This window comes from Occultella glacieicola (assembly GCF_004353825.1).
Lineage (GTDB): Bacteria > Actinomycetota > Actinomycetes > Actinomycetales > Beutenbergiaceae > Occultella > Occultella glacieicola.
On sequence record NZ_SMNA01000004.1, the window covers coordinates 290065 to 313717 of the forward strand.

Below are 23653 nucleotides of genomic sequence, written 5' to 3' on the forward strand. Positions count from 1 at the left end.
TCCGGTTGGGGCACACTGGCGCACACTGCATGGGCAAGGAAGGACGACATGGCGCAACCGGCTCGCGGCCCCGACTTCATCGAGGCGCTCGCGCGCGGCCTCGACGTGCTGCGGGCCTTCGGCCCCGAGCGCCCCGCGATGACGCTCAGCGAGGTCGCCAGGGTCGCGGACCTGGCCCGCCCCACGGCGCGTCGGATCCTGCTCACCCTCGCCGAGCTCGGCTACGTCCGGGCGGACGACGGCACCTACGCGCTCACCCCGCGGGTGATCGACCTGGGCATGGCCTACGTCGGCGCCCTCGGTCTCTGGGACATCGCCCGTCCGCACCAGGAGGCGCTGGTGCGGCGCACGCACGAGTCGTCCTCGATGTCCCAACTGGACGGGTCGGACATCATCTACGTCACGCGGGTCGCGGTACCCAAACTGATCGCGCTGCGCGTCGACGTCGGCACCAGGTTCCCGGCTATGGTCACCTCCCAGGGCAAGGTGCTGCTCGCCGACCTGCCAGACGGCGAGGTCGCCAAGGTCCTGAAGGTGCCGTCCCGCTCCGATCTGCCCGTGCGGGAGTTCGCGCGGGCGGCCGTGCGCGAGTCGCTCGCCGAGGTGCGGGAACAGGGGTACGCCGTCGCCGACGAGGAACTCGCGCCGGGCGTGCGGTCGGTGGCGGTTCCGGTCCGGGATGCTTCCGGGCGGGTCGCCGCCGCGATGAACGTGACCGTGCACGCCGCCGAGACGTCCCTGGCCGTGCTGCTGGACGAGCACCTGCCGCCACTGCGCGAGGCCGCCGCCGCGGTCGAGGCGGACTGGGCCCGCTGGGCGGCCCGGCCGGTGGCGACGCTGTCCTGACCGTCCGTCGCCCCGAAGGTGCGCCGGCGTCCACCTTCCGACCATTCACGGTCGGACTGAATCGTTTGAAGGTCGACCTCGGCTGGGTGCACGCGGGTCGGGAGTGGGGGGTCAGGGGGTCAGGACGATCCGCCCGTCGCAGCGTCCCTGGGCCTGGCGGGTCCAGGCGTCGGTGACGTCGGAGAGCGGCACGAGCTCGTGGGCGACGGTGATCGCACCGGCGACGGCGTGCTCGAGCACCTCGGCGAGGAGTTCCCGCTGCCGCGCCGGCGCCAGGGCGTTGTTGGTGTAGCCGAGGATCTCGGCGGACCGGCTCCGCAGGAGCGCCGAGTCATAGGCCGAGGTCGGACCGGCGGAGCTGCCGAGGTTCACCAGCCGGCCGCCCTCGGCGAGGATCGAGGCGGCCGCGGTGCCCGGGTCCCCGCAGAGCGGGTCGACGACGACGTCCACCGGCCGCCCGCAGGCCTCGAGCAGGCGCAGCGCCAGGTCGGCGCGTGCCTCGTCCGCACGCAGGTCCACGACGACGTCGGCGCCCGCGTTCTCGCAGCGGCGACGCGCCGCCTCGGAGCGGGCGGCGGCGACCACGCGGCCGGCGCCGAGCACGCGGGCGGCCTGGATCGCGACCTGGCCCACCACCCCACCGCCGCCGAGCACCAGGACCACCTCGCCCGGCCGCAGCCCGGCGCGCTGCGTCAGGACCGCCCAGGCCGCCACGGCGGACAGGCCGAGCGCCGCGACGAGAGCGTCACCGGCGCCGTCCGGCAGGGGGAGCAGGCCCTCCTCCTTGGCGACGCTGAGGCGTGCCATCGAACCGTCGCCGGGCGCCATGCCCGCCGTGGTGGGGAACCAGACCCGGGTGCCGGAGGGCAGGGTCGGGGCGGTGACGACCTCGCCGACGCCCTGAACGCCGGGGACGTAGGGGGTGGCGGGCGTGCCGAAGTAGGAGGCGCCGCTCGCGCAGAGGAGGTCCAGCGGGGCGATCGCGGCCGCGTGCACACGGATCAGCGCCTCGCCGTCGCCGGGGGCGGGATCGGGCCGTTCCAGCGGCCGCGGTGGCGCGCCGGCCTCGGTGATGACTGCCGCGTCCATGGGCTCCTCCTCAGGGGGTTGACATGCGGTCGGCGTGACCTATTGTGACTTCAGCGGACAAGTGTCCGCCAGGCGGATGGTTGTCCGCGAACCTGCGACGGCGGAGGTTGGAATGAGCGAACCCCAGGGCGACGAGGCGTTCGGCGACGACCGTCCGATCGTATTCCGCAACGCCCTCGTGGTGACGATGGACGACGCGCATACGGTGCTCGACGGCGCCGATCTGCTCGTCGTGGGCGAGCGGATCGAGGCGGTCGGACCGGCGCTGGAGGTGCCGGAGGCGACCGTCGAGATCGACGCGTCCGGCGGCATCCTGATGCCCGGGATGGTCGATACGCACCGGCACCTGTGGCAGACCGCGATGCGTGGCTACGGCGCCGACTGGACCCTGACCCAGTACTTCGTCTGGAACTACCTGTCCTACGGCAAGCACTTCCGCCCGCAGGACATCCACGCCGGCAACCTCCTCGGCGCGATCGAGGCGATCGACGCGGGCGTGACCACCACGGTCGACTGGTCGCACGGGCTGCAGACCGTCGAGCACGCGCAGGCGGCCCTCGAGGCGCTGCAGCAGGTGGGCGGCCGCTCGGTGCTCGCCTACGGCAACATCCACGCCGGACCCTGGGAGTGGACCGCCACCCCGGAGTTCCGCTCGTTCGCCGAGGGGTTGCCGCGCAGCGACATGCTCGGGTTCCAGCTGGCCTTCGACGTCACCGGAGACCCCGCCTATCCCGAGGGTGCCGCGTTCGACGTCGCCCGCGACCTGGACGTGTCCGTCACGACGCACGCCGGCGTCTGGGGTGCCACGAACGACGACGGGATCCGGCTGATGCACGAGCACGGGCACATGCGGCCCGGGCACGTGTATGTGCATGCCGCGACGCTCAGCGCGGACTCCTACCAGCGGATCGCGGCGACCGGCGGGTTCGCGTCGGTGTCCTCGGAGAGCGAGTCCTCCTGCGGGCAGGGCTACCCCTCGAGCTGGGCGCTGCGCGCCCACGGCGTACCGATCTCGCTGTCCATGGACACCAGCGTGTGGTGGAGCGGTGACCTGTTCTCCGCCATGCGCGCGACCCTGTCCACGGACCGCACCCGCGAACACTTCGAGGCGCACGTGAACGGCGACACCGTCACGAACATCTCGCTGCGCGCCCAGGACGTGGTCGAGTGGGCCACCCGCGGCGGCGCCCGGGCGCTGGGACTGGACTCCGCCGTCGGGAGCCTGGAACCGGGCAGGAAGGCCGACGTCGTGCTGGTCAAGAACGATGCGTCACCGGTGATGTTCCCGATCCTGCACCCCTACGGGCACATCGCCTTCCAGGCCCAGCGTGGCGACGTGCACACCGTGGTGGTCAACGGCCGCGTCCTCAAGCACGAGCACCGTCTGCTCGGCGCCGACCTCGCGAAGGCTCGCACCGCCGTCGAGCAGACCGTCGAGCACCTGCGCGCCACCCTCGGCGACGAGGAGTGGCGCACCGGTATGAGCCCGGAGATCCCGGAGTCCAAGGTGCTCGACAATCCCTACATGTACACCGACTACGCGGACGACTCGACCCACCGCGCCTGAGGTGTGCGCCGGACCGTTGCGTCACTGACCCGTGCGGTGGGTCAGTGACGCAACGACCTGTTGACGGTCAGCGGGGCCGGTCCGACTCGGTCGGCAACTCCAGCTGACGCAGCCTGGTGTAGGCGCCGCTGAGGTGCTCCTCGGCCGCGGCGCGGGCGACGGCCGGGTCACCCTTGGCCAGGGCCATGCGCAGGTCGTGGTGCTCGGGGTAGCCGACGGTGGGGAAGTCGGGGAAGTTCACATTGCGGGTGTGCAGGAAGAAGAACACCTGGCTGCGTATCGAGATCCAGGCCCGGCTCAGTCGTTGGTGGTCGGCCGCGTCGTAGAGGACGTCGTGGAAGGCGAGGTCGAGCCGGACCGCCTCCTGTGGGGCGACGGACCCGGAGGTCTCCTTCATCGCGTCCAGGACACGGTCGAGCTCGGCAAAGTGGGCGGGCGTCATCCGCGTCGCCGCACGTTCGGCGGCGAGGGACTCGATGGCCGCGCGGAAGGTGTGCACCTCCTCCACGTCCACCTGGGTCAGGACGCTCACGAACGCACCGCGGTGGCGCTTGATCTCGACCTGCCCCTCGGACTCCAGGAGCGCCAGGGCGTCGCGGACCGGGCCCCGGCTCACATCCAGGCCGGCGGCGAGTTCCATCTCACGCAGGTGCTGGCCGGGCGCGAGTTCCCCGGTCGCGATCTTCTCACGGAGCACGGCCAGCACGTACTCGCTCAGGGAGGTGCGCGGCGGGGTGTTTCGCAGCTCCATCAACGCGCCACCCGGCCGGTCGTCACGGCCCGCCCCGGATCCGCGCCGGCGGCATCGCCGGCCCCGCGCCCCCGGATCGGAGGCGTTGTCTGAGAGGCCCCGTCGGGCCCACCGATGATGCGCATGCTTCCCCTCGTTTCTTGGCCGCCACGTCGCGCCACCTCAACGAACGGTAGCGCCTGGCAGGTCCCGGCGACGACCGATCCGATCGATTGCAGACAATCGACATCGCGGATTGAAGATCATTGACAATCTGGAATCGAGCCTTCTAGCCTCCTCGAAGGCCGCCAGCGACGGACGGCCCGACGACCACCGCAGAGAGGCAGAGTCCGGACGTGACCTTCACAGCCGAAGTCAACCCAGGAGTGGGACTGAACAAGGGATCCTTCCCGCACGCCGCGCCGAGCGACCCGAGCGCGCCGCACGTCCACGCGGCGGAGATCGCGATCGACGCCGCCGCCGACCGTGGCGCGCTCGCCCGGATCTGGGAGAGCATCGGGTACGACGAGATCAACTGGACCTACACCCCCACCGGCCGCTCGCTGCTGGGTCGCTTCGGGGAGCTGAGCGACAAGGGCTTCCACGTCCGTCCGCACTACGTGTTCTGCTCGGGCACCGGCTTCGGGATCCCGCACTGGGGCAACGGCAACGTGTTCCACCTCGACGCCGACGGGAACGCGTTCTACGACTTCACCATCACCGATCAGGTCTACGACGCGATCGTCGAGTCCGGCAACCATGTGCTCGTCGAGCTCGCGTTCACCCCGCGCGACCTCGTGCCCGATCACGCCGCCGAGCTCGAGGTGGTGCCCAGCCCGACCGTCTACAGCAACTACGAGGCGGGCGCGTGGGGGTACCCGCCGAAGGACTACGCCGCGTGGGGCGACCTGATCGCCGCGCACGCCCAGCACTGCCTGGACCGCTACGGCGCCGACGAGGTCGACACCTGGCTCTGGGAGCTGTGGAACGAGCCGGACATCTTCTACTGGCGCGGCACCCCGGAGGAGTTCTACGAGCTGTACTCGGTGACGGCGGCCGCGGTCCGGCGCGTGCTCCCCACGGCGAAGGTGGGCGGCCCGGCCGTCACCGGTTCCGGTGCCGAGTTCCTGCGCGGCTTCCTCGCCCACACCAGTGCCCGCAAGGACCCGCTCGACTTCGTCTCGTTCCACACCAAGGGCTCGGCCTTTCGACCCTGGCGCGTCTACGGACCCACCGGCGGCCCGGCTCCCGAGCAGCAGAGCCCGAGCGCACACAAGATGCTCTTCGAGATCCGCACCCTGTCCCGCGTGATCGAGGAGTTCCCCGAGTACCACGGCCTGCCCGCCATCGTCGATGAGTGCGACGCCGGGGTCCCGGCCCACTACAGCGTCTACGACAACGCGAACTTCCGGTTCCAGAACACCGAGTACTACCCGGTGTTCCAGGTCAAGCTCATGAAGAAGATCCTCGACCTGAACGCCACCGAGACCGTGCAGGTGGAGCAGGCGACGTCGTGGAGCTTCTACTTCGAGGGCGAGCGCTACTTCGAGGGCACCCGCGCGTTCCTCACCGCGGGCGGCGTGGAGAAGCCGTTCCTGAACGCCTACCGGGCCCTCGCCCGGCTCGGCGAGCGGCGGATCGAGGCCGCCTCGGACGCGGCCCACCCGGTCACCGCCCTGGACGACTGCGGCGGCGCGAGCATGCCCGAGGAGGTCGACGTCCTGGCCTCCCGCGGTGCGGACGGCACGGTGGCCGCACTCGTCTGGCGGCACATCGACGACCAGTACCACACGGACGACACCGAGGCTGCTGTGAACGTGAACATCACCGGCCTCGATGCCGCCTCCTACACCCTGCGGCACTACCGGATCGACGCCACCCACTCCAACGCGCACACGATCTGGGAGGGAATCGGCTCGCCGCAGCTGCCCACCGACGACCAGCTCGCCGCGATCAAGGAACGTCAGGGGCTCGAGGAGTTCGAGGCGGCCCGTGAGGTGACGCCCGCCGACGGTGCCGCGCAGGTGGGACTGCGCCTGCCGTTGCCGGCGGTGTCGCTGCTGATCTGGGAGCCGAAGGCATGACGACGGCGGCGCTCACCTCGCTGGATTGGCGCACCACGCTGCCGGGCGGCGTCGAGATCCCCCAGGTGGGCCTTGGGGTCTTCCAGGTGCCGCGCGACCAGGCGCAGCGGGTCGTCGAGGACGCCCTCGAGGTGGGGTACCGCCACGTGGACACGGCAGCCGCATACGTGAACGAGGAGGGCGTGGGCGCCGCGCTCGGTTCCGCCGGGCTACCGCGCGAGGAGGTGTTCGTCACCTCGAAGCTCCGGAACGGGGACCAGGGGTACGAGAGCACCCTGCGCGCCTACGACGACACCCTGGCCCGGCTCGGCCTGGAGACCCTGGACCTGTACCTGATCCACTGGCCGAACCCGGCCGCCGGGCTGTGGCAGGAGAGCTGGCGGGCGCTCGAGCGGATCCTCGACGAGGGGCGGGTCCGCGCGATCGGTGTCTCGAACTTCCTGGTCGAGCACCTGCGTGAGCTCCTCGACCGGGCCGGGCAGGTGCCGGCCGTGAACCAGATCGAGGTGCACCCCAGCTTCGGCCAGGCCGACCTGGCCGGCTTCTGCGCGGAGCACAGGATCACGGTGCAGGCGTACTCCCCGCTGGGACAGGGCGCGGACCTGACCGCTCCGGCGGTCGCCGCGGTCGCAGACCGGCTCGGTGTCGGCCCGGCCCAGGTGGTGCTGCGCTGGCACCTGGACCGGGGCCGGGTGGTGATCTCGAAGACCACCTCCCGGGCCCGGATGGTCGAGAACGCCGACCTCGACGGGATCGACCTCACCGATGCCGACCTGGCGGCGCTGGACGCCCTGGACGCCGGGGTGCGGATCGGCAACGACCCGCACACCTTCGCACTCAGCCAGATCCGCTGACCCCGACCGACACTCGATGGAGCGTGTTCGATGGCGACACAAGTAATGCCGGTGCGAGCCACCGGTACCCCGGCGACGCCGGCCCCGCCGCGGTCGCCGGCCCGGCGCCGGCGCGAGCGACAGCGCAATCTCTGGATCTACGCCTTCCTGCTGCCCACGTTCATCCTCTACGGGATGTACACCCTCTACCCGATCGTGGCCAGCTACTGGTACTCGCTGGTGGAGTGGAACGGGTTCACTGCGGACCAGCGGTTCGTCGGCCTCGACAACTACGAGAGGGTCCTCGCGGACCCGCTGTTCTGGTCGTCGGTGGGGATCACGCTCCTGTTCATGCTGATCGTGGCGCCACTGCGGGTGTTCGGGGCGTTCGCGATGGCGATCCTGCTGAACTCGCCCCGGCTGCCCCTGCGGTCCTTCTTCCGGACCGCCTACTTCCTGCCGGTCGTGACCACCACGGCGATCGTCGGGGTGGTGATGCGGTTCATCCTGGATCCGGCCAGCGGGCCCGTGGCCTCGGTGCTGCAGGTGTTCGGGCTCGGACCCGTCGATCTGCTCGGGAACTCCTCAACGGCGCTGGTGACCGCCGGGGTCGTCTATGTGTGGAAGTTCTTCGGCATCACGATGATCTACTGGCTCGCCGCGCTGCAGACCATCCCGAAGGACCTGTACGAGGCCGCGAGGATCGACGGGGCGGGCGCATTCGGGCTGTTCCGGCACATCACACTGCCGCTGCTCATCCCGTTCCTGCTGATCATCTCGGTGCTCACGATCGAGGACTGCTTCCACGCGTTCGACCTGATGCAGTCGATGACGGCGGGCGCCCGTTCTTCAGCACCGAGATCATCGAGATCTACATCTACCGGTGGGCCTTCGCCGCCACGATCCCGCAACTCGGGTTCGCCTCCGCGGCGGCCGTGCTCTTCGGCGTGATCGTGCTGGTCGTAGTGATCGCCCAGGTCTGGGCCACCGTGGTCTCCCGGCGGCTGCGAGCCCGAGCATGAGCGCCACGACCGCCTCGACCGGCTCGCGCAGTTGGGGCCGGCTGCGCCGCCGGATGCCCTGGTGGGTCCTGGTCCTGCTGCTCGTGGGCCTCGCGTTCATCTGGGTGTTCCCGTTCATCTGGATGGTGTCCGCGTCCCTGAAGACCTCCGCCGAGATCTTCGGTGGCGGCCTGAACCTCATTCCCGAGGCGCTGCGCTGGGAGAACTACGCGCGGGCCTGGGTGGACGGGAACTTCCGGACCTACCTGCTGAACACCGTCCTCGTCACCGTCGCCACCGTGGCCATCGTGGTGGCCCGGTGCGCCCTGGCCGGGTACGTGCTCGGGCGGTACCGGTTCCCGGGGTCGCGGCTGGTGATCGGGATCCTGGTGGCCACGCTGTTCGTGCCCACCGGCTACACGATCATCCCGATCGTGAAGCTGTCCCTCGAACTCGGCCTGTTGGACCAGCTCGGCGGCATGATCCTGGCCCTGGCCGGTGGCGCCAACGTCGCCTCGATCCTCATCTATGCGGGCTACTTCCGCGGCATGCCCGCCGAACTGGAGGAGGCCGCCATCGTCGACGGCGCCGGCTTCCTGCGCACCTTCGCACGGATCATGTTGCCGCTGTCGATGCCGGTCACCGCGACGGTCGCCATCCTCACCTTCCTGTTCACCTGGAACGCGTTCTTCCTGCCCCTGGTGTTCTCGTTCAGCAACCCGGCGCTGCGCACGGTCAGCGTGGGCATGCAGGCGTTCGTGGGCGAGAACTCCACCGACTGGCCCGGCATGGCGGCCGCGGGCGTGATCTCGCTGCTGCCGATCGTCGTGCTCTTCGCCTTCATGCAGCGCTACTTCATCGAAGGCATCGCGGGCGCCGTCAAGTCCTGACGCGCCACCACCCATCCCCGACACATCCCCATCTCAACGAGGAGAGTCCCCATGTCCCGAACACCTCTGAGCCGCCGCCACTTCCTGGGCGGGGTCGGACTCACCGGCATGGCCAGCCTGCTCGCCGCGTGCGGCGGGGAGAGCCCGCCGCCGGGTGGAGGCGGCGGTGGCGACGCCGGCACGCTGCGCTGGTGGGACCACCTCGGCGGCCTCCAGACCCTGCACGACGACTGGGCCGTCAGCGAGGGCGAGCGGCTCGGCATCACGATCGAGCACACGTACAACGAGCCGGGCAAGGCCACCGAGGCCCTGCAGCTGGCGAACCAGAGCAACCAGCTCCCCGACGTCTACTCCCCGGTGATCGGCCTACCGTTGCCGGCGCTCGTCGAGGCCGGATGGGTGCAGGAGATCACCATCTCCGACGAGGTCATGGCACGCCTGCCGGAGAACACGTTCGTCGAGGGCCTGTCCATGCTCGACGGGGTGATCTACGGCCTGCCCGCGTTCACGGACAAGCAGTACGTCGCCTGCACCTGGTACAACGCCGAGATCGCCGAGGCGGTCGGCTTCGAGCCACCCACGAGCTACGACGAGTTCCTCGCCGCGCTGCGGGCGATCGCCGATCACGGCGAGTACGCGCCGATGACCATCGCGCTCGGCGCGGTCGGCCGGATGCGGGAGCAGATCGACGACCTGGCCCAGGCGGGCGGCTTCCCCGGCTTCACCGGACTGCGGTTCGACACGGGCGAGTACGAGTACCACCACGATGCCTACGTCAACGCGATCGAGCTGTACAAGGAGATCTCGGACAACGGCTGGCTGCTGCCCGGCACGAACGGGTTCCAGATCCCCGACGCCCGTGGCCGCTGGGCCGCCGGCGGCATCGGCTTCCACATCGACGGCCCCTACTCGCCCGGGGCGGTGCGCTCCCTGAACGCGGAGATGCTGCCGAACATGGCTGTCGCCGGGATGCTCACGCCCGACGGCGAGGACATCGTCGCGACGAAGGGCGCCCGTGGCGGCGACTGGGTGCTCGGCGGTACCAGCGAGATCGCCGACCTCGCGAGCCAGCTCATCGAGACGTTCACCCAGGACGACTACCAGACCGCCCTCGCCGCCGGCATGGACCAGCCCCCGCTGAACCTCGACGTGGTCGCCGATGCGGACGTCATCGAGCCCTACGCCTGGCTCGTCGAGGACTTCCGCGCCCGGGTGTTCCGGGCACCCCAGCCGCAGGTCCGCAACGTCGACGTCGCACAGGTGCAGGCGAGGCAGGCACCGGTCGCACCCGAGCTCGGCAACGTCATCCAGGGCTACCTCGGCGGGCAGATCACCGACCTACGCGCCGAGCTGACGAAGCTGAGCGACTCCTACTCGGCCGCGCTGGACGAGGCCATCGCCGCCGCGACCGCCGAGGGGGCCGCCGTCAGTCGGGCGGACTGGGAGTTCCCGGACTGGCAGCGCGGCGTCGACTACACGTACTGACCCGCAACCCCCGTCGGCGCACCGACAGTCACAGAGAGAGGACAGGACCACACCATGGGAGTCTTTCCCACCGAACGCACCGCGGTCATCACCGGCGCCGGATCCGCCCGGGGGATCGGGCGGGCCACGGCCCACCGGCTCGCCGCCGAGGGCTGGAGCCTCGGGCTCCTCGACATCGACGGGCCGGCCGTGGAGGCGCTCGCGACCGAGTTGTCCCAGCGGCACGAGGTCGCGGCGGTGGGGCTGCGGGTGGACGTGAGCGACCCCGCGGACGTCCGCACCGCCGTCGGGAAGCTCGAGACGGAACTGCCGCCCCTGGTGGCGCTCGCGAACGTGGCCGGGGTGAGTTCACCGGTGCCGTACCTGGACCTGCCGGACGAGGAGTGGACCCGGGTGATGCGGGTCAACCTCGACGGCGTCCATTACGTCAGCAAGCGCGTCGCCGAGTCGATGGCCGGTCGGCGCCTCGGCAGGATCGTGTCCATCTCGTCGGTCTCGGCCCAGCGCGGCGGCGGCACCTACTCCAAGACCCCGTACTCGGTGGCCAAGGCCGGCGTGATCGGGCTGACCCGGGCCCTGGCCCGCGAACTCGGCCCGCACGGGATCACGGTGAACGCGATCTGCCCCGGCCCGATCGACACCGACATCATGGGCGGCACTCTCAGCGAGGAGCGCAAGCGCGAGCTGGTGGCGGACCTGCTCGTCGACCGGGTCGGCACCACCGAGGACATCGCCGCGGCGATCAGCTTCCTGCTCGGACCGGACGCGGGCTACATCACCGGGCAGACCCTCAACGTCGACGGCGGCCTCTACATGCACTGACGGCAACCCGCCGTCGGTACACCAGGGAAGGAACACATGCGCACCATCACCACCGTGGCGGTCATCGGGTCCGGGTACATGGGCGGCGGGATCGCCCAGACGCTCGCGGACGCAGGCCTGGCCGTGCGGATCGCGGACGCCACCGCCGACCTGGCCCGGACCGCGCACGCACGGATCCTCGCCGAGGCCGCCGACCTCGAGGCCTCGGGCCTGATGCCCACCGGTCATGCCGAGCGGGTCCGCGACAACCTCAGCTGGAGCGAGTCGCTCCGGGAGGCGGTCGACGGCGCCGACCTCATCGAGGAGGCGGTGCCGGAGGACCCGAACCTCAAGCGCCGGGTCCTCGCCGAGATCAGTGCCGTGGCCGCTCCCGAGGCGCTGATCGGGACGAACACCTCGACGATCCCGCTCGCCCGGCTCGCCGATGCGGTGACCCACCCGGACCGGTTCCTGGTGGTCCACTTCAGCAACCCCGCGCATCTCGTCCCCGGCGTGGAACTGGTGGCCGGGGCACACACCGCGGACTCGACCGTGGCGGCGGTCCGGGCCATGCTCACCGGGATCGGCCGACCGAGCGCGGTGGTCGCCGACGCCCCCGGTTTCGTCCTGAACCGGGTCCAGTACGCGATGGTGAAGGAAGCCCTGCTGATCGTGCAGGAGGGGCACGCGACCCCCGAGGACGTGGACACCATCCTGCGCTCCACGCTCGGGTTCCGGGCCGCGTTCTTCGGGCCGCTCGCGATGCTGGACATGGCGGGTCTCGACGTCTACGCCGACTCCTTCCGGCTGCTCGCCGACGCGCTCGGGGACCGGTTCGCCCCACCGGAGATCCTCACGGACGCGGCGGACGCGGGCCGGCATGGCATGAAGAACGGTGCCGGGTTGTGGCGCGACTACACCGGCCAGGACGCCGGCGCCATCCAGGCCTGGCGGGCGCAGGCCTACTCGCGGATGAGCGCCCTGCTCGCGGACCTGCCCCCGGCCCCGACCCTGACCAGGAGCACGGTATGACGCCGTTCACGGCTGACACCTGGCCGATCGGCGTCGGTCTGCCGCAGCTCGTCGGCACCCTGACCGACGGCCGGGACGTCACCACGACCGGGCCGCACGCGTGGCGGCCGACGTTCCACGAGGTCGCTGCGGCCGGCTTCACCGAGATCGACCTGTTCACCACGTTCATCCGGATCTCCGAGCTGGACGACGACGGTCGCCGAGGCCTGCGCCGCCTGCTCGACGAGTACGGCCTGCGGATCAGCGCGATCCCGCTCGCGCGCCGGAGCATCCTCGACCCGGACCCCGACCGGGCGGCCGCCAACCTGGAGTTCGCTCTGGCGACGGTCCGGGCCGCCGGTGAGCTCGGTGTCGGCACCGTGTGCGTCGGGCTGCACCAGCCCCTGACGGACGCGCAGCAACAAGCGGAGTGGTTCTGGCTCGAGCCGGGCGAGGAGAACCCGGAGGACCCCGCGGTCTGGGCGGCCGCCGTCGACGGCTTCCGCCGGATCGGCGAGGAGGCGGCACGAGCCGAGGTCCAGGTCTCCCTGGAGATGTACGAGGGCACCTACCTCGGGACGTCGGAGAGCTCGGTGCGGCTGGTCACCGACATCGGCCTGCCCAACGTGGGCCTGTGCCCCGACATCGGGAACATCGTGCGGCTGCACCGTCCCGTCGAGGACTGGCGGGTGATGCTCGAGCGGATGCTGCCCTACGCCAACTACTGGCAGCTGAAGAACTACCTGCGCGACCACGACCCGGCCACCGGTGCCTACTTCTCGGCGCCGGCCCCGCTGGAGAGCGGCTACATCGACTACCGGACCGCCGTCGGGATGGCCCTGGCGGCCGGGTTCTCCGGCCCGCTGTGCGTCGAGCACTACGGCGGCGACGGGCTGAGTGTCGCCGCCACCAACCGTGACTACCTGCGCCGCATCCTCGCGGCCAAGATCGCGAGCTGACATGACCCACCTCGTCAACGACCCCAGGACGTTCGCCGCGGACGTCCTGACCGGCTTCGTCCGGGCGCACGCCGACCGGGTCCGGGAGGTGCCCGGCGGCGTGGTCCGCGCGGCACCGGCGGCGCCCGGGAAGGTCGCCGTGGTCCTCGGCGGCGGGTCCGGGCACTACCCCGCGTTCGCGGGGTGGGTGGGGGAGGGGATGGCCGACGGCGTCGTGTGCGGCAACATCTTCGCCTCGCCCTCTGCGGACCAGGCCGTCACGGTGATCCGCGCCGCGGACCGCGGCGCCGGAGTGCTGCTCGGCTTCGGCAACTACGCCGGGGACCGACTGCAGTTCGGTCAGGCGGCCCGGGAGCTGCGGGCGGACGGCATCGACGTGCGGATCGTCACCGTGACCGACGACGTCGCCTCGGCCGCCGAGCCCGAGCAGCGCCGGGGGATCGCCGGAGACCTGATCGTGTTCAAGATCGCCGGCGCAGCCGCGGCCGCCGGCGCGGACCTGGACCGGGTCGAGCGGGTCGCGGCCCGGGCCAACGCCCGCACCCGGACCATCGGGATCGCGCTCGCCGGATGTACGCTGCCGGGCCAGGACGAGCCGCTGTTCACCGTCCCTGCGGGCCGGATCGCGCTCGGCCTCGGGATCCACGGCGAGCCCGGGCTGAGCACCGAGGACCTCGGCAGCGCGACGGAGGTCGCCGACGACCTGGTCGACCGGATCCTCGCCGAGGCTCCCGCCGATGCCGGGCGGGTCGCCGTGCTCGTCAACGGGCTCGGTGCGACCACCCACGAGGAGCTGTTCGCCGTCTACGGGCGGGTGGCCGATCGGCTCACCGCGGCGGGCCTGGTGATCATCGCCCCCGAGGTCGGGGAGCAGGTGACCAGCCTGGACATGGCCGGGATGTCCCTGACCGTCACGTTCCTCGACCCCGAGCTCGAGCGCTATTGGACGGCGCCCGCGGACACGCCCGCGTTCCGTCGCGGCCGGCCCGGCCCGGTCGGGGCGGAACCGCCGCCCGCGGCCGCAGCTCCGCCCGCCGACGCTCTCGCGCCGCCACCCGCGACGGTGGTCTCCCCGGGGAGCGAGGACTCTCGACGGGCGGCCGAGGATCTGTTGCGCTCCGCCGCCGCGGTCACCCGCGCGCTCGCGGACCACGAGGCGGAGCTCGGCCGGCTGGACGCCGTGGCCGGCGACGGTGACCACGGTCAGGGCATGGTGCTGGGGGTCGGTGGTGCGGTCCGGGCCGCCGAGGAGGCGCACCTGGCCGGGGCCGGCCTCGGGGCCGTCCTCGACGCCGCCGGCCGGGCCTGGTCCAACGCTGCCGGTGGCACCTCGGGGGCGCTCTGGGGAGCGGCGCTGCGGGCCGCCGGGGCCGAGGTCGGCAACGACCGCGCCCCGGATGCCGACGGCGTCGCCCGGGCCGTGGACCGCGCGGTCACCGCCGCCGCAGACCTCGGGGGCGCCCGGGAGGGCGACAAGACCGTCATCGACGCGGCGGTGCCGTTCGCCGCGAACCTGCGTGCCGCCGTCGGGCAGGGGGCCGCGGTGCCCGCCGCATGGGCGAGCGCGGCGACCGCGGCGGAGGAGGCCGCCCGCGGCACCGCCGCCCTCACGGCCCGGCTCGGCCGGGCCCGCACCCATGGTGAACACGCCCGCGGTCATGCGGACCCGGGTGCCATTTCGTTCGCGCTCGTGGTCGCCGCGGTCGCGCAGTCGTCGACGGTCTCAGCGGAGGAATCATGAACTGGCGGATCGCGGTCGGTGCGGACAGCGCCGGCTACCACTACAAGGAAGCCCTCAAGCGTGACCTGGAGGCCGACCCGCGCGTCTCGGAGGTGATCGACGTCGGGGTGATCGAGGGGGATGGCACCGACTACCCGCACGTCGCGGTGGACGCCGCCCAGCTCGTGGCCGACGGTCGCGCCGACCGGGCCCTGCTGGTCTGCGGGACCGGGCTCGGCGTGGCGATCTCGGCGAACAAGGTTCCCGGGATCCGGGCCGTCACCGCGCACGACTCCTACTCGGTGGAGCGGTCGGTCAAGTCGAACAACGCCCAGGTGCTCACGTTCGGGGAGCGGGTGATCGGGCTCGAGCTGGCCCGCCGACTCGCCTCGGAGTGGCTCGGCTACACGTTCGACGGCGCATCCGCCTCCGCGGCGAAGGTCGCCGCGATCACGGCATACGAACGTCGTGACTGAGTTCTGGGTCGGCACGAGCTGGAAGATGACCAAGACCCTCGGACCGGCCCGCGAGTTCGCGCGCGGGCTACGTGCCCGGCGGGACTGGCCGGTGCGCCCGTTCGTCATCCCGCCGGCCACCGCGCTGGCCACGGTCGCCGCCGAGCTCGGCCCGGACTCCCCGGTGCGGCTCGGCGCCCAGAACGCCCACTGGGAGGACGCCGGCGCCTGGACCGGTGAGGTGTCCGTGCCGCAGGTGGCCGACGCCGGCGCGACGATGCTGGAGATCGGGCACTCCGAGCGCCGCGAGCACTTCGCCGAGACCGACGAGCGGGTCAACCTCAAGGTGCACGCCGCGCTGCGGCACGGGCTGCTCCCGCTGATCTGCGTCGGCGAGTCGGCCGAGGTGCGCCGGGCCGGCGGGGCCGCCGAGTTCGTTGCGGACCAGGTCCGCATGGCCCTCGCCGGGGTCCCGGACGCGGTGCCGGCGCTGATCGCGTACGAGCCGATCTGGGCGATCGGGGCCGCCGGCCGCCCGGCCCAGCCCGAGGCCGTGGCCGAGATCGCGGCGACCGTCGCAGCGGCTGCGGGTGCCAGGGCGACGGTGCTCTACGGCGGCTCGGTGGACCTGGGCAACGCGGTGGACCTGGCCCTGGTGCCCGGGATCGGCGGCCTGTTCGTCGGGCGCGCCGCCTGGCAGGTGTCCGACTACCTGAGCATCGTCGACCGTGTGGGTGAGCGCCTCGGCTGAGCGGGTGGATCCCGTCATTGCGTCACTGACCCGCCGGACGGGTCAGCGACGCAATGACGTGGAGCCCTCCCGTTCCGGGCCAATTCGGACGCGTCGGCATGGTCAGCCGCCTGACCTGGCTCCGGCCGTCCTGGTCGTACTCGGTTTCGTCGGGTACGCCGCCCGCTCGGTGCTCACCGGCTCCTGAGCCGTCCGCAGGCCCAAAGCAGGCGCCCCGCCGGTCCGCCAGGTCGCGTGACTGGAGCGATCCGTCCTGTAAGACGAGGTGTCATACAACGGTGAGTATGCCAAGGGGGCACGAGCAGGCCGGGCGACGGTTCGCCGTGGTGCTCCAGTCGGACGACCTCCCACTGTCCACCTGGGTGGTCGCGCCAACGTCCACGGGGCGGCGGGAGGCGTCGTTCCGGCCGGAGATCACCATCGCCGGAGCGCCGACCCGGGTGCTCGTCGAACAGCTGACGGCGGTCGATCCGGAGTCAGGCTCGGGGCCAGGGTCGGGAGACTGACCCGTGACGAGATGACCAGGATCGACAGGGCCGTGGTCGACGTGCTCGGCCTGGCCTGATCCGGCTGACCGACCGTACGCCGGCCGGCCCATGGCTCAGCTCTGCCCGTCCGCCCACGCCCGCGCGAGCGTCGACGCGCTGGGCGTGGGTCGAACGGCGCCCGAGCGGGTCGCCGAGCCCCTACCCTGCCGGTATGACCGAGGATCCGTACGCGCGCGGCGTGACCGGCTGGGGCGAGCAGGGTCCGCCGGCGCCGCCGTCGAGCGGGTTCACGGCCGGGCGGATCGTCGCGCTGGTGGCCGCCGTGCTGGTGTGCTTGCCGCTGGCGCTCGGCGTGTGGATCCTGCTGACGAGCACCGTGCTCGCCGCCCCCGGGGCGGACCAGCACGGCTACGGCCTGATCTTCGGCACCCTCCTGACGGCCGTCTGCGTCCTGCTCCTGCTGCCGGTCGTGCCGTGGATCTTCGCGGGGCGGGCCCGGAGGATCGCCGGGTTCGTGTGCGGCGCGATCGCGGTGGCGTTCGTGCTGCTGGTCGTCGGCGTCGTGCTCTACGGCCAGCTGACCGACCCGTAGAGCGGCCGATCAGCCCTGCCCGTCCGCCCAGGCCCGCAGCGACACCACCCGGGCGCTGTCGGTCCCGTTCGTGGCGGTGACCACCAGGCGCAGCGTGCTCGCGCCGACCGGCCGCTCGAGCGGGTGCCGGCGGTGCCGGTGCCGGTTGTCGGTGACGTCGGCGAGAACCCGCCAGCCGCCGTCGACCTGCGCCTCGATCCGGTAGTCGCGGACCAGGGTGGGCAGCACGTCGAACGGCGTCCGGTGGTGGTGCAGGTTGATGAGGTCCTCGTCGAGGTCGTCGTCGAAGATCACGGCGATCTCGGTCAGGTCCACCGGTTCGTCCCAGGTCAGGGACAGGGTGGGCTGTGGGTCGTGCGCGAGCGGCTGGGAGATCCACATCTGCGGACCGGCGAACGGCCGCGCGTACCCACCGACCGCGCGCTCGGCCGCGTACGCGTCGGTGGGGGCCTCCAGCCGCAGGCACACCGACCCGCGTCGCAGCACCTGCTTCCACTCCCGCCACTGCTCGGTGTAGCGCTCGTCCTCGCCGGGGTCGCGGTGGGTGAACGTCAGGACGCCCGGCAGTGGGGTGCACGCCGTGTGCACCCGCACGTGGGCGTTCGCCCGCAGCACCAGGAACGCGTTGCGCGCCGAGGCCGGGCGCCACCGCGCGGGCAGGGAGACCCACTGCTTCTCACCGGCGGGCACCTCTACCGTGACCGTCTCCACCAGCTCCCGTGGGATGTAGTTCTGGCCGAGCCCGGGGTCGTGGATCTCGAGCACCAGCTCGGTGTCGGTGTCGGCGTCGATCAGGATCTCGAGGCCGTCGAGGGCCGGGTCGACCGGGACCACGAGCCCGAGCTTGGTGGTCAGGTCGAGGATGCCCGACGGCGTCGGCGCGGCCAGGGTGCGCAGCGTCGAGGACGCGCTCACTCGCGCGGTCAACGCGGCGTCGGCCGGGTCGTCATGGACCACGCCGAGCACCGCTGCGTCGGCGCGCACCAGCGCCCGCCGGACCGAGGCGACACGGTGGGTCGCCAGCTCGCGGGGAGTGACGCCGTCGGCCACCGCGACCGCGGCCGCCACCCCGGCGGCCTCGCCGATGACCGCACAGGTGGCCATCACCCGGGTGGTGCCGAACGCCACGTGCGAGGCCGAGATGTTGCGTCCGGCCATCCACATGTTCGAGACGTTCTGCGAGTACAGCGAGCGCAGCGGGATGTGGTAGTTCCCGTCCGGGTGCCAGTGCCGGGACCCGTGCTCGGTGGCGTACATACCGCCCGGGGGGTGCAGGTCGATCGACCAGCCGCCGAACGCGACCCGGTCGTCGAACTCCTCCTGGCCGAGCACCTCGTGCTGGGTGAGCGTGTGGTCGCCGACGAAGCGGCGGTACTCGCGCTTGCCCGGCACGGAGCCGACCCACTCCAGGGTCAGGTTGTCCGCGTCGTAGGACCCCGAGTTCTTGATGTGGTCCCAGATGCCGTACACCGCGGCCTGCAGTTCGTCGCGGATCTCCTCGTTGTCGGCGACCACGTCCCGGTCGCCGCCCCACTCGATCCACCAGTAGTCGCAGCCGTTCGCGTCCACCCGGATGCCGCGCAGCTCGGGGATGGAGGTCCGGGTGATGTCCTTCGCGAACGTCGGCGGCACGAACTTCACGGGGTGGCCGACGTCCTTGGTGTAGAAGAGGATCGTCGATCCGAGGGTCTCCTCGTCGGCGCGCTCCGGCGCCCAGGACTCGCCGAGCTCGGCGCGCGACTCCCGGCCGGTGCGGTACCGGGCCCCGGCCAGGAACCCGACGAGACCGTCCCCGGTGGCGTCGACGAACGAGGTGGAGGTGAACCGCAGCCGCCGCTCCGAGCCCATCTGCCAGCCGGCGACCGACCGGATCGTGCGCTCGTCCTCGGGCCCGTCCGCCTCGACCTCGCGGATGTCGGTGTTCAGGAACAGGGTGATGTTCGGCTCCGCGCGCACCGCCTCGCTCACCACCAGGTCCCAGTAGTAGGGGTTGCCGTCGGCATTCGTGAACTGGTTCTCCACGAACAGCTCGCCCATGATCCCGGTCTCCCGGGCGTAGTGCTGCACGCCGTGTGCGGTCGCCCCGCACACCCAGACCCGCACCTCGCTCGAGGAGTTCCCGCCCAGCATCGGCCGGTTCTGGATCAGGGTCACGGTGGCGCCCCGTCGGGCGGCGCCGATGGCCGCGCACACCCCGGCGAGGCCGCCGCCGACGACGGTCAGGTCCGCGTGGACGTCCTCGGTGGGGATCACGGGCGGTTGGAAGCGCTGCGGGGCCTGGGTCACGGGGAACCTCCGGTGGATGGGGTGGTCGGGGGTCGGGTGAGGCGTGTGGGGGCGGGGACCTTCTGACCGCCGTAGGAGACGCCGAGGCCGTCCGGGACCTTCTGCGCGACGAGGACCCAGAGCAGGGCGGTGGTGAGGGTGTCGCCGACCCGCCCGCTGAAGTAGTCGGTCCAGGCCGTGCCCTCGCGGGTCCCGGTGAACAGGGCGACGTCGGCATCCGTGGCGAGTGACGCGGTCGGGTCACCGGTGAGGACGACCGTGTGGGCACCGTTGATGCGGGCGAGGGCGAGGAACTCGGTGGCGACCTCGTCGCGCCCGGACCGGGTCAGCGCCAGGGCCACGTCGCCCGGCTGCATGAGGCTGGCCGCGACCCGGGCCGCCTGGGCGCCCTCGTGCCACCAGACCGGCCGCCCGATCCGGAGCAGCCGCAGCGACAGCTCGTGCAGGGCGATCGAGTCGCCCCACTCACCGTAGAGGTGGATCCGGGACGCGTTCGCGAGCCAGCCCGCCGCCCGGTCCGCGGCCGCCAGGTCGATCGAGCCCAGCGCCTGCCGGGATGCGCGGTGCTGGGCCGCGACGAGCACGCCGAGGACCTGGTCGGGGGAGTCGTCGGGTTGGATCTCGGTGCCGATGTCCCGCTGCCACCCGCCCTGGACCTCGCGGCCGTGCTCGGTGGCGATCGCCGCGCGCAGCGCCGGGAACCCGTCGAAGCCGAGCAGGTTCGCGAGCCGGGTCAGCGTCGCCGCGGACACCCCGGCCGCCTGCGCGAGCCGGGTGATCGACTCCCGGCCGGCCGCGGCCGGGTCCGCGACGATGTGCGCGGCCGCGCGCGCGGTGGCGCCGGTCAGACCGGGCAGGGAGTCGCGCAGGGCCTGCAGGGGGCTCGTCGAGTCGGCGTGGCTGCTCATGTGTAGAAGAATTGCGCACTTGCCCGCCCGGCGTGGTCGCTGACCAGTCGGGCCCAGTGCGCGCTGAACCCGGGCGGGAAGGTGTGGGTGACCAGGGCGCCGGGCGCCACCTCGAGGGTGGTCACCCGCCCGAACGTGCCGTCGCCGCGGGCGTCGATCTCCAGGTGCACCGTCATCGCGGTGTCGCCGTGGTTCTGCAGGTGCACGCACTTGTTGTCGAAGCCGGTCATCAGGTACGGGTCCGAGGCCTCGCCCGCATCCACGTCGGTGTCCCACCAGGGACCGCCCCACCCGGACGGTTTCCCGAACGACCACAGGTCGTCGGTCTTGCCGAAGAACATGCCGGACTGGGGTTCCGCCGTCGTCGGGTTGAGCCCGTGGCTGGGTGAGGCGTTGTCCGCGCCGGCGACGAACATCCCGCGCCAGCTGCAGAAGTCGCCGAGCACCCACAGGTGCGTCGAGACCGGCCGCACGCCCCAGATCCGGTTCCCGTAGGCCCACGGCGAGAGCTCGTAGAACATGCCGTGATGGTCCAGGAGCAGACGCTCGTGCTCGACCTCCCGGATCCGCGGCCACTCGGTCTGCCACTTGTGGTCGAACGTGTGCGAGGCCTTCGGCAGCCGGTACCGGCGCCAGGTGCCGTCCGCCTCGGTGAACACCTCGAGGATGGCCGAGGCGGCGTCCCACCCGGACGCGAAGATGGTGCCGCCGAACTCGTGCCGCCCACCGATCGCCGTGAACGGCTTGCGCTCCAGGATCCGCCAGGACTCGCCGTCGAACTCCGCGAGGCGCCCGCGGGCGCGCTCGCCGCGCCACTCCGGCTCGGCGTACTCGTTCGAGCACACCACGAGCCGGCCGAAGCTGGAGTAGCAGTCCTTGTAGTGGACCTTCCACTCGCCCTCGGTGTCGAGCTCGTCGTTCAGGTCCCAGGCGAGCTCGCAGGCCAGCGTGGTCAGGTCGAGGGAGAACACCTCGCCCTCCATGGTCAGCACGTACACGTGCGTGTCCGGCTCGGTCAGGTGGCGGGTGGTACCGCACAGCCGGTGCCCGGTCAGCTCCGGCACCGTGCGGATCGTGTGGTCCGGGGAGATCACGTGCGGCCCGATCACCAGGTGCCCGGTGGGGTAGTGCACGAACCGGTTCGTGTAGGTGCCGTCCACCCCGAGGGTCTCGGCCACGACCTCCATCCGCAGGTCCGCGTCGATGCGGCGCAGGCTCACCCCGGCCCCGCTCGCGGCCTTGTGCGAGTTGTAGTTCTGCACGTACAGCACGCCGTTGTAGGGCATCAGGGCGCCGACGCCGAGCTCGCTGCGCGGCGGTCCGAAGTCGCCGACCTGGGCGAGGGAGGGGAAGACGCCGGACACCTGGAGCGGCGCGTCGGTGGAGGAGGTCATTTGATCCCGGTGTGGGTGAGGGCCTGCACGAACCGCTTCTGCAGGAGCAGGAAGACGATCAGCACGGGGATGATGGAGACCACCGAGGCGGCCATGGACAGGTTCGGGGACAGGGCGCCCTGCTCGTCGGCGAACCCGGTCAGGCTCAGCGGCAGGGTGTACACCTCGGGGCTGGAGATCAGCACGAGTGGGGTCTCGTAGTCGTTCCAGGACCAGACGAACGCGAGGATTCCCAGCGCGCTGATCACCGGGGTGGCCATCGGCAGGTACAGCCGCCAGAAGATCTGCCACTCGTTCGCGCCGTCGATCCGGGCCGCCTCGGCGAACGCGGCCGGCTGCGCCACGAAGAACTGGCGCATCAGGAAGGTGCCGAGCACCGTGAACATCCCGGGCAGGATGAGGGCCCACAGGGTGTCGTAGAGGCTCAGTTGCTGGAAGTAGATGAACCGCGGTACCAGGAGCAGCTGGGCCGGGATGATCGACGTCGCGAGGTAGGCCAGGAAGACCTTGTCCCGTCCGCGGAAGTGGAGCCGGGCGAACGCGTACCCTGCCATGGTCGCGGTGAGGACCTCACCCAGGACGCGGGCGACGGCGACGATCACCGAGTTCGCGAACGCCGGCAGGATCGAGTTCTCGCCGGTGAGGACCTCCACGTAGGAGTCCCACTGGGCCGGGTCCGGGATCCACTGCATCGGGATCGAGAACGCGTCCAGGTTCGACTTCAGCGACGTGGAGACCATCCACGCGAACGGCGCCAGGAACGCCAGCGCGAGCAACCACAGCGGGATCCCCCAGAGCCAGCGGTTGCGTCGGGACCGCCGCTGCCGCGGGGTCAGGTTCGAGCGCCGGGTGCCATCGGAGACTCGGGTCAGGGTCGCGTCAGTCATTGAGGGCCTTTCCACGCTGGGCCCGCCACATCGCGAGCGTCAGGGCCAGGACACCGACGAACGTCACCATGCCGATCGCCGCGGCGTAGCCGAACCGGTAGAACTGGAACCCGGTCTGGTACATGTAGAACGACAGGACCGTGGTCGCGTCGCCCGGGCCGCCGGCCGTCAGCAGCGCGACGAGGCCGAAGCCCTGGGACGTGCCGATGAACAGGGTGACCATCAGGAACACCGTGGTCGGCAACAGCGAGGGCCAGGTGATCGTGCGGAACCGGCGCCACGGCCCGGCGCCGTCCATCTCGGCGGCCTCGTACAGGTCGGTGGGTGCGTCCTGCAGCGCGGAGAGGTAGATGACCGCGGCGTAGCCGACGCCGCTCCAGATCGCGATCACGATCAGCGCGGGCAGGGCCCAGTAGGAGGACGCGAACCAGGCGGGCAGGTCGGTGAGGCCGAACGCGCCGAGGACCTGGTTGACCAGGCCGGCGGAGGGGTTCATCAGCATCAGCCAGGTCATCCCGATGGCCACCGTGCTCACGATGTAGGGCATGAAGAACACCGCCCGGAGCGCCCCGCGACCGGGGACGTCCCGGTCCAGGGCGAGCGCCAGCGCCATGCCGAACAGCACCGTCAACGGCACGCTGACCCCGGCGTAGACCACCGTGCGGCCCACGCTGCCCCAGAACAACGGGTCGGCGAGCACGTTCGTGAAGTTGTCCGCGCCGATGAACTCGATGCCGCCGAGGCCGGAGACCAGGTTCCAGTCCGTGAACGCCAGGACCACGACCGAGACGAGCGGCACGAACGTGAACAGGGCCACGCCCACGAGGTTCGGCAGGATGAACAGCCAGCCCACGCGGTCGGGTGGACCCAGGCGGC

The 23653-nt window shown here is 71.6% G+C and carries 22 protein-coding genes; 15 read left to right on the forward strand and 7 right to left on the reverse strand.

Annotation, left to right across the window (positions count from 1 at the left end; genetic code table 11):
• Nucleotides 1–48 precede the first annotated feature (48 nt).
• Complete coding sequence (locus EXU48_RS09245) at nt 49–846, forward strand: IclR family transcriptional regulator domain-containing protein (RefSeq protein ID WP_133107365.1); 798 nt, start codon at nt 49–51, stop codon at nt 844–846.
• A gap of 111 nt (nt 847–957) precedes the next feature.
• Here the strand turns inward: EXU48_RS09245 and EXU48_RS09250 are convergent, their stop codons facing one another.
• Entirely contained in the window at nt 958–1935 is a 978-nt protein-coding gene (locus EXU48_RS09250) for a quinone oxidoreductase family protein (protein WP_133107366.1), read from the reverse strand.
• A 112-nt stretch (nt 1936–2047) separates the two neighbouring features.
• Here EXU48_RS09250 and EXU48_RS09255 point away from each other — a divergent pair, with 112 nt between their 5' ends.
• Nucleotides 2048–3502 carry an amidohydrolase family protein gene (locus tag EXU48_RS09255; RefSeq protein ID WP_133107367.1) on the forward strand — a complete coding sequence of 485 codons (1455 nt, stop codon included), beginning with the start codon at nt 2048–2050 and terminating at the stop codon, nt 3500–3502.
• A gap of 67 nt (nt 3503–3569) precedes the next feature.
• On the opposite strand, the gene EXU48_RS09260 is transcribed toward EXU48_RS09255, so the two are convergent.
• Nucleotides 3570–4253 carry a GntR family transcriptional regulator gene (locus EXU48_RS09260; protein WP_133107368.1) on the reverse strand — a complete coding sequence of 228 codons (684 nt, stop codon included), beginning with the start codon at nt 4251–4253 and terminating at the stop codon, nt 3570–3572.
• 335 nt (nt 4254–4588) lie between these two features.
• Here EXU48_RS09260 and EXU48_RS09265 point away from each other — a divergent pair, with 335 nt between their 5' ends.
• The 13 genes from EXU48_RS09265 (at nt 4589) to EXU48_RS09325 (ending at nt 17302) form a co-directional block, all read left to right on the forward strand.
• A complete protein-coding gene (locus EXU48_RS09265) occupies nt 4589–6316 on the forward strand; it encodes a GH39 family glycosyl hydrolase (protein WP_133107369.1) in 1728 nt (575 codons plus the stop codon).
• Complete coding sequence (locus EXU48_RS09270) at nt 6313–7170, forward strand: aldo/keto reductase (RefSeq protein WP_133107370.1); 858 nt, start codon at nt 6313–6315, stop codon at nt 7168–7170. Before EXU48_RS09265 ends, EXU48_RS09270 begins: the two co-directional genes overlap by 4 nt.
• A gap of 30 nt (nt 7171–7200) precedes the next feature.
• Nucleotides 7201–8100, forward strand: a complete 900-nt coding sequence (locus EXU48_RS09275; protein WP_235856929.1) for a carbohydrate ABC transporter permease — start codon at nt 7201–7203, stop codon at nt 8098–8100.
• 67 nt (nt 8101–8167) lie between these two features.
• On the forward strand, nt 8168–9040 hold the full coding sequence (locus EXU48_RS09280; RefSeq protein WP_133107371.1) for a carbohydrate ABC transporter permease: 873 nt from the start codon (nt 8168–8170) through the stop codon (nt 9038–9040).
• A 51-nt stretch (nt 9041–9091) separates the two neighbouring features.
• Nucleotides 9092–10525 (forward strand): ABC transporter substrate-binding protein, encoded by a 1434-nt coding sequence (locus EXU48_RS09285; protein ID WP_133107372.1) that lies wholly within the window; start codon nt 9092–9094, stop codon nt 10523–10525.
• Between the two features lie 54 nt (nt 10526–10579).
• The gene (locus tag EXU48_RS09290) at nt 10580–11347 is read left to right on the forward strand and encodes an SDR family NAD(P)-dependent oxidoreductase (protein WP_133107373.1); all 768 of its coding nucleotides are present in this window, start codon (nt 10580–10582) and stop codon (nt 11345–11347) included.
• Between the two features lie 36 nt (nt 11348–11383).
• Nucleotides 11384–12358: a 3-hydroxyacyl-CoA dehydrogenase family protein gene (locus EXU48_RS09295; RefSeq protein WP_133107374.1), complete on the forward strand. Its 975-nt coding sequence runs from the start codon at nt 11384–11386 to the stop codon at nt 12356–12358.
• Nucleotides 12355–13296 carry a sugar phosphate isomerase/epimerase family protein gene (locus EXU48_RS09300; protein ID WP_133107375.1) on the forward strand — a complete coding sequence of 314 codons (942 nt, stop codon included), beginning with the start codon at nt 12355–12357 and terminating at the stop codon, nt 13294–13296. The genes EXU48_RS09295 and EXU48_RS09300 overlap by 4 nt, the downstream gene beginning before the upstream one ends.
• Before the next feature lies 1 nt (nt 13297).
• Entirely contained in the window at nt 13298–15037 is a 1740-nt protein-coding gene (locus tag EXU48_RS09305; RefSeq protein ID WP_133107376.1) for a dihydroxyacetone kinase family protein, read from the forward strand.
• Nucleotides 15034–15492 (forward strand): ribose-5-phosphate isomerase, encoded by a 459-nt coding sequence (locus EXU48_RS09310; protein WP_133107377.1) that lies wholly within the window; start codon nt 15034–15036, stop codon nt 15490–15492. Before EXU48_RS09305 ends, EXU48_RS09310 begins: the two co-directional genes overlap by 4 nt.
• Nucleotides 15485–16222 (forward strand): triose-phosphate isomerase, encoded by a 738-nt coding sequence (locus EXU48_RS09315; protein WP_133107378.1) that lies wholly within the window; start codon nt 15485–15487, stop codon nt 16220–16222. The genes EXU48_RS09310 and EXU48_RS09315 overlap by 8 nt, the downstream gene beginning before the upstream one ends.
• Before the next feature lie 284 nt (nt 16223–16506).
• The gene (locus EXU48_RS09320) at nt 16507–16728 is read left to right on the forward strand and encodes a type II toxin-antitoxin system PemK/MazF family toxin (RefSeq protein ID WP_235856957.1); all 222 of its coding nucleotides are present in this window, start codon (nt 16507–16509) and stop codon (nt 16726–16728) included.
• Nucleotides 16729–16921: 193 nt separating this feature from the next.
• On the forward strand, nt 16922–17302 hold the full coding sequence (locus tag EXU48_RS09325; protein ID WP_133107379.1) for a hypothetical protein: 381 nt from the start codon (nt 16922–16924) through the stop codon (nt 17300–17302).
• A gap of 9 nt (nt 17303–17311) precedes the next feature.
• Here EXU48_RS09325 and EXU48_RS09330 read toward each other — a convergent pair whose 3' ends face one another.
• The 5 genes from EXU48_RS09330 to EXU48_RS09350 are packed head-to-tail and all read right to left on the reverse strand — an operon-like array spanning nt 17312 to nt 23630.
• On the reverse strand, nt 17312–19588 hold the full coding sequence (locus tag EXU48_RS09330; RefSeq protein ID WP_235856930.1) for an FAD-dependent oxidoreductase: 2277 nt from the start codon (nt 19586–19588) through the stop codon (nt 17312–17314).
• Entirely contained in the window at nt 19585–20496 is a 912-nt protein-coding gene (locus EXU48_RS09335) for a MurR/RpiR family transcriptional regulator (RefSeq protein ID WP_133107380.1), read from the reverse strand. The genes EXU48_RS09330 and EXU48_RS09335 overlap by 4 nt, the downstream gene beginning before the upstream one ends.
• Nucleotides 20493–21890, reverse strand: coding sequence for a hypothetical protein (locus EXU48_RS09340; protein WP_133107381.1), 1398 nt, complete (start codon nt 21888–21890; stop codon nt 20493–20495). Before EXU48_RS09340 ends, EXU48_RS09335 begins: the two co-directional genes overlap by 4 nt.
• Entirely contained in the window at nt 21887–22777 is an 891-nt protein-coding gene (locus EXU48_RS09345; protein ID WP_133107382.1) for a carbohydrate ABC transporter permease, read from the reverse strand. The genes EXU48_RS09340 and EXU48_RS09345 overlap by 4 nt, the downstream gene beginning before the upstream one ends.
• A complete protein-coding gene (locus EXU48_RS09350) occupies nt 22770–23630 on the reverse strand; it encodes a carbohydrate ABC transporter permease (protein WP_235856931.1) in 861 nt (286 codons plus the stop codon). The genes EXU48_RS09345 and EXU48_RS09350 overlap by 8 nt, the downstream gene beginning before the upstream one ends.
• Between the last annotated feature and the right edge of the window lie 23 nt (nt 23631–23653).

Bases quoted from the DNA above. Each gene is read 5' to 3' on its own strand.
- EXU48_RS09245 (WP_133107365.1), top strand. From the start codon at position 49: ATGGCGCAACCGGCTCGCGGCCCCGACTTCATCGAGGCGCTCGCGCGC.
- EXU48_RS09250 (WP_133107366.1), bottom strand. From the start codon at position 1,935: ATGGACGCGGCAGTCATCACCGAGGCCGGCGCGCCACCGCGGCCGCTG.
- EXU48_RS09255 (WP_133107367.1), top strand. From the start codon at position 2,048: ATGAGCGAACCCCAGGGCGACGAGGCGTTCGGCGACGACCGTCCGATC.
- EXU48_RS09260 (WP_133107368.1), bottom strand. From the start codon at position 4,253: ATGGAGCTGCGAAACACCCCGCCGCGCACCTCCCTGAGCGAGTACGTG.
- EXU48_RS09270 (WP_133107370.1), top strand. From the start codon at position 6,313: ATGACGACGGCGGCGCTCACCTCGCTGGATTGGCGCACCACGCTGCCG.
- EXU48_RS09275 (WP_235856929.1), top strand. From the start codon at position 7,201: ATGGCGACACAAGTAATGCCGGTGCGAGCCACCGGTACCCCGGCGACG.
- EXU48_RS09280 (WP_133107371.1), top strand. From the start codon at position 8,168: ATGAGCGCCACGACCGCCTCGACCGGCTCGCGCAGTTGGGGCCGGCTG.
- EXU48_RS09285 (WP_133107372.1), top strand. From the start codon at position 9,092: ATGTCCCGAACACCTCTGAGCCGCCGCCACTTCCTGGGCGGGGTCGGA.
- EXU48_RS09290 (WP_133107373.1), top strand. From the start codon at position 10,580: ATGGGAGTCTTTCCCACCGAACGCACCGCGGTCATCACCGGCGCCGGA.
- EXU48_RS09295 (WP_133107374.1), top strand. From the start codon at position 11,384: ATGCGCACCATCACCACCGTGGCGGTCATCGGGTCCGGGTACATGGGC.
- EXU48_RS09300 (WP_133107375.1), top strand. From the start codon at position 12,355: ATGACGCCGTTCACGGCTGACACCTGGCCGATCGGCGTCGGTCTGCCG.
- EXU48_RS09305 (WP_133107376.1), top strand. From the start codon at position 13,298: ATGACCCACCTCGTCAACGACCCCAGGACGTTCGCCGCGGACGTCCTG.
- EXU48_RS09310 (WP_133107377.1), top strand. From the start codon at position 15,034: ATGAACTGGCGGATCGCGGTCGGTGCGGACAGCGCCGGCTACCACTAC.
- EXU48_RS09320 (WP_235856957.1), top strand. From the start codon at position 16,507: ATGCCAAGGGGGCACGAGCAGGCCGGGCGACGGTTCGCCGTGGTGCTC.
- EXU48_RS09325 (WP_133107379.1), top strand. From the start codon at position 16,922: ATGACCGAGGATCCGTACGCGCGCGGCGTGACCGGCTGGGGCGAGCAG.
- EXU48_RS09335 (WP_133107380.1), bottom strand. From the start codon at position 20,496: ATGAGCAGCCACGCCGACTCGACGAGCCCCCTGCAGGCCCTGCGCGAC.
- EXU48_RS09340 (WP_133107381.1), bottom strand. From the start codon at position 21,890: ATGACCTCCTCCACCGACGCGCCGCTCCAGGTGTCCGGCGTCTTCCCC.
- EXU48_RS09345 (WP_133107382.1), bottom strand. From the start codon at position 22,777: ATGACTGACGCGACCCTGACCCGAGTCTCCGATGGCACCCGGCGCTCG.